Origin of the sequence: Streptomyces aurantiacus (assembly GCF_001418335.1) — a bacterium.
In the GTDB taxonomy this organism is placed as follows: Bacteria; Actinomycetota; Actinomycetes; order Streptomycetales; family Streptomycetaceae; genus Streptomyces; species Streptomyces aurantiacus.
This window is the reverse complement of the sequence record NZ_LIPP01000481.1, coordinates 1-4,108: the sequence shown is the minus strand read 5'-3', so window position 1 is coordinate 4,108 and position 4,108 is coordinate 1. Positions and strand designations below refer to the sequence as shown.

4 protein-coding genes are annotated in these 4,108 nt (G+C 70.8%); 1 reads left to right on the top strand and 3 read right to left on the bottom strand.

Features of this window, described 5'->3' with window-relative positions:
- Positions 1 to 19: 19 nt before the first annotated feature.
- A complete protein-coding gene (locus AOK01_RS39185; protein ID WP_055520301.1) occupies positions 20 to 928 on the bottom strand; it encodes an SDR family oxidoreductase in 909 nt (302 codons plus the stop codon).
- A 138-nt stretch (positions 929 to 1,066) separates the two neighbouring features.
- Here AOK01_RS39185 and AOK01_RS39180 point away from each other — a divergent pair, with 138 nt between their 5' ends.
- Positions 1,067 to 1,993 carry a cyclase family protein gene (locus AOK01_RS39180; protein WP_055520298.1) on the top strand — a complete coding sequence of 309 codons (927 nt, stop codon included), beginning with the start codon at positions 1,067 to 1,069 and terminating at the stop codon, positions 1,991 to 1,993.
- Positions 1,994 to 2,509: 516 nt separating this feature from the next.
- On the opposite strand, the gene AOK01_RS39175 is transcribed toward AOK01_RS39180, so the two are convergent.
- Together AOK01_RS39175 and AOK01_RS39170 are read right to left on the bottom strand one after the other, a co-directional pair.
- On the bottom strand, positions 2,510 to 3,109 hold the full coding sequence (locus tag AOK01_RS39175; RefSeq protein ID WP_063792944.1) for an ATP-binding protein: 600 nt from the start codon (positions 3,107 to 3,109) through the stop codon (positions 2,510 to 2,512).
- Positions 3,110 to 3,653: 544 nt separating this feature from the next.
- Positions 3,654 to 4,108 (bottom strand): acyl-CoA dehydrogenase family protein (locus tag AOK01_RS39170; RefSeq protein WP_281181501.1); only part of this gene is annotated, 455 nt, incomplete at its 5' end.

Below are 4,108 nucleotides of genomic sequence, written 5' to 3'. Positions count from 1 at the left end.
ACCCACGACCCCCCAACCCCTACGGCGCCCCCTTCGCAACGCGCGCAGCGCGAGCCATCTCCTCCACCTGCGCCAGCAACGGCATGGGGTCCATCCCGACCGACCCCGGCAGAAAGTCCGCGATCCGCTCGGGCGTCCAGCCCCCTTCCGCATACCCGGAACGGAGTTCCCTCGGTTGCGCCCAGACCGCGATCTTCGGCCCCGCCACCGTGTAGACCTGCCCGGTGATCCCCTCCTCGCGGGCCCGCTCGGACAGCAGGTAGACGACGAACGCGGCCACGTCCTCGGGCTCGCCGATCTCCTTCAGCTCCATCGGCACGTTCGCCGACATCCGCGTACGGGCGACCGGCGCGACCGCGTTCGCCGTAACCCCGTACTTGTGGAGCCCGAGCGCGGCGCTCCGGACGAGCGAGATGATGCCGCCCTTCGCGGCGCTGTAGTTGGCCTGCGAGACGGACCCCTGGTGATTGCCGCTGGTGAAGCCGATCAGCGTGCCGCACCGCTGTTCGCGCATCACGGCCGAGGCGGCGCGGAACACCGTGAACGTGCCCTTGAGATGCGTGGCGAGCACCGGGTCCCACTCGTCCTCGGACATGTTGAAGAGCATCCGTTCGCGCAGGATGCCGGCCACGCAGACCACGCCGTCGAGCCGCCCGTACGCCTCCAGGGCCGTGTCGACGATCCGCCGGCCGCCCGCCATGGTGGAGACGTCGTCGGCCACCGCGACCGCGTCCCCGCCGGCCGCCTCGATCTCCTTGACCACGGCGTCGGCCACCGAACTGGTCGGCTCCGAGCCCTCGATGGACACCCCGTGGTCGTTGACGACGACCCGTGCGCCCTCGGCCGCGGCGGCCAGCGCCACCGCGCGTCCGATGCCCCGGCCCGCCCCGGTCACGGCTATGACCTTGCCTGTCAAGAAGTTCCCCACGCCCCGACCCCTTCCCGCAGTTTCTGACGGTCCGTTAGATTTGGCTTCGACGCAGATTCTACGACCCGTCAGATACCTGGAGACAAGCCCCGGGCCGCTAATAACTCACGGCGGACCACGCAGGACCACGGAGGACTCATGTCACTGCCGGCCGAGTTCCACGAGCTCGCCAAGCGCGTGAACAACTGGGGGCGCTGGGGTGCCGACGACGAGATCGGCACCCTGAACCTGATCACCGACGAGGTCGTGCGCGAGGCCGCCGCGGAGGTCCGTACCGGCCGGCGCGTACCACTCGCACTCCCCCTCCAGCAGGACGGCGTGCAGACGGGGATGGTCCCGGGCCGGGTCAATCCGCTGCACACGATGGTGCAGATCAACCAGGAGCTGTTCGGTCCGGGCACGGTCGCGTGCAGCGACGACGCCGTGACGATGGGGCTCCAGGCGGCCACCCACTGGGACGCGCTCAGCCATGTCTCACACTCGGGCAGGCTCTACAACGGCCGCCCGGCCGACACCGTCACGGCGCACGGAGGCGCCGGGTTCGGCGGCATCGACAAGCCCGGGCACATCGTCTCGCGCGGCGTCCTGCTGGACGTGGCCCGCGCGCTCGGCAGGGAGCGTCTCGACTCCGGACACGCGGTGACCCCGGAGGACCTCGACGCGGCCGAGGAACTGAGCGGGACGAAGGTGGGTCCGGGCGACATCGTCCTCGTACGCACCGGTCAGATGCAGCTCTGCCTCACGGGCGACAAGCAGGCGTACACCTTCCCCTCCCCGGGTCTGTCCGTGCGCACTCCGGAGTGGTTCCACGCCCGCGATGTCGCGGCGGTCGCGAACGACACCCTGACCTTTGAGATATTTCCTCCCGAAATAGAGGATCTGTGGCTGCCCGTCCACGCCCTCGACCTGGTCGAGATGGGCATGCTCCAGGGCCAGAACTGGAATCTCGAAAAGTTGTCCACAGCCTGTGGAGAACTCGGCCGCCATGCGTTCCTGCTGTCGGCGATGCCCGAACCCTTCACCGGCGGCACGGGAACCCCCGTGGCGCCGGTCGCGATCTTCTGAAGGTCACCGGGAGCCGGTACGGAACCCGGTGACGGATGGCCGAGGGTCGGCTGGCGGCGCGTCTCCCCCATCTCGGCCGTGCCCGAACGCGAGGCCGCCCCGCCTCGTACCCGAGCGCGGCACCGCGCGCCGCCACCCGCCTCTCCGGCGCGCCTGCCCTGCTCCTGGCCCCGCAGGAGCCGACGCCGAATCGCGATCCGCGCTCGCCGAGGACCCCCACCACCGAGGTCTTCGACGTCCCCTCACGACGAATCACTGAACACGAGCGTGACGAAACGGACACACCACGTCAACGCCTGGTCAGGGATGCACACCTCAATTCGCCACTTACGCACCCTTTGTGACCCTTACGGAAGGAAGCACTGCCCGGCGCACCCGCCGGCACCGCACGCCCGGACCGCCGACTCCACGCCATCCGTGCCACCCGTTGCCACCCATTGCCGCCCATGCCACCCGTGCGCCGGCGGGCGCGCCCCCGCGCCCGCTCCCCCGCGTCGTCCGGCCCGCTCCCGCCCGTTACACGGCCTCGTACGTCAGATCCCCGTACGCCGCCGGGGCCGCGTCACAGGTCTCGTCGACCACGGCCGCCGACGAACACCGGTCCACCTCGCACCAGATGCGCTTGCCCGCGCCTTCGGGACTCCAGCCCCACCGGTCGGCGAGGCAGTCGACGAGGGCGAGGCCGCGGCCGTTGGTCTCGTCGCCGTCCGCGCAGCGCGGGCGCGGCGCCCGGGTACTGGTGTCGAGCACCTCCAGCCGGACGGTCGCGACGGCCTCGTCACCGGCCCGCCCACCGACGGACCGCCCACCGACGGCCCGCTCACCGACCACCGGCTCACCCACCGACGGATCACCCACTGCCCGTTCGCCGACCGACGGTTCGCCGACCGACGATTCACCGACCGGCGGTTCGGGCGCCGCGTCCGGCATCGACAGCCGCAGGACGGCGGGACGGCCGGTGTGCACCACGGCGTTGGTGACCAGCTCCGAGACGAGCAGGATCAGGGTCTCGGACAGCGGCTCATCGGCCTCTATCCCGGACCCCGCGAGCCGCGAACGGGCCCACCTCCGGGCTCTCCCCACCTCCGTGGGGTCGGGCCGGATCTCCAGCTGCACTTGAAGCACCTGCACCGCTCACACCATCCGAACCGGCGGACACATCGCCTCGCGCCTCTCAAGGGCCACGATCGTGGTCAAAGAAGGGATCACGGAACGTGACGCCCTCAGGAGACAGCATGGTTGACGTACAGTCACCCGAACAAGCGCTTCGGGCATATTCCAGCGCGAAGGAGTACGCGTGCGGCATACTGTGCGACGCCCGCCCCGGGGACTCGAACAGGCAGGAACGGTCCTGCTCCCTGCCCCGCGCGCGGCACGCATCGCCGGATCCGGGGCTGCCTCGGGGGCAACACCGTGCTGGTCCGGCCTCAGAACCACTCGCATCCCACACAAGGTACCGGAGCGGTCAGCCGACTCCAGGCCGTGACGAGTCACGCGTAGGACACAACCCGATATCAACGCTCGGTAATTCCGTCATGCCACGTTTCCAGATATCCGTCCCCATCCGTCCCCTCCACCCCCTCGGGCCTGCCCTGCCGTGCCACGATCGGCGGCAATCGGCAGTAGTCAGCAGAGGTCGGCACGGGTCGGCGCGGTGGATTCACGTCCCGGGCCGCACCGCCGGGCCCGGGGCCGACGCCGCCAGATCCTCCGCGAGGGCTTCCTCGGCCTGCGCGGCACCCTGCCCACGACGGGCCCGCGACCAGGCCCGTTTGAGGTGCAGGTGCACGTCGGACTCCCAGGTGAAACCCATTCCGCCGTGCACCTGGAGGCAGTCGCGGGCCCCCAGCTGCGCCGCCTCGTCCGCCAGCAGCCGGGCCGCCGCGATGTCGAGCGGATCAGCCGTGACGGCCGCCGCGTACACCGCCGCGCGGGCCACTTCCACGCGCACGAGCATCTCCGAGCACAGGTGTTTCACCGCCTGGAAGGCCCCGATCGGCTGCCCGAACTGCTCACGGGTCCGGGCGTGTTGCACGGCGAGGTCGCAGGTGCGCGCGGCCGAGCCGAGCTGCTCGGCGGCGGTCAGCAGGGCGGCCACCGGGTCGGGGGGCGAGG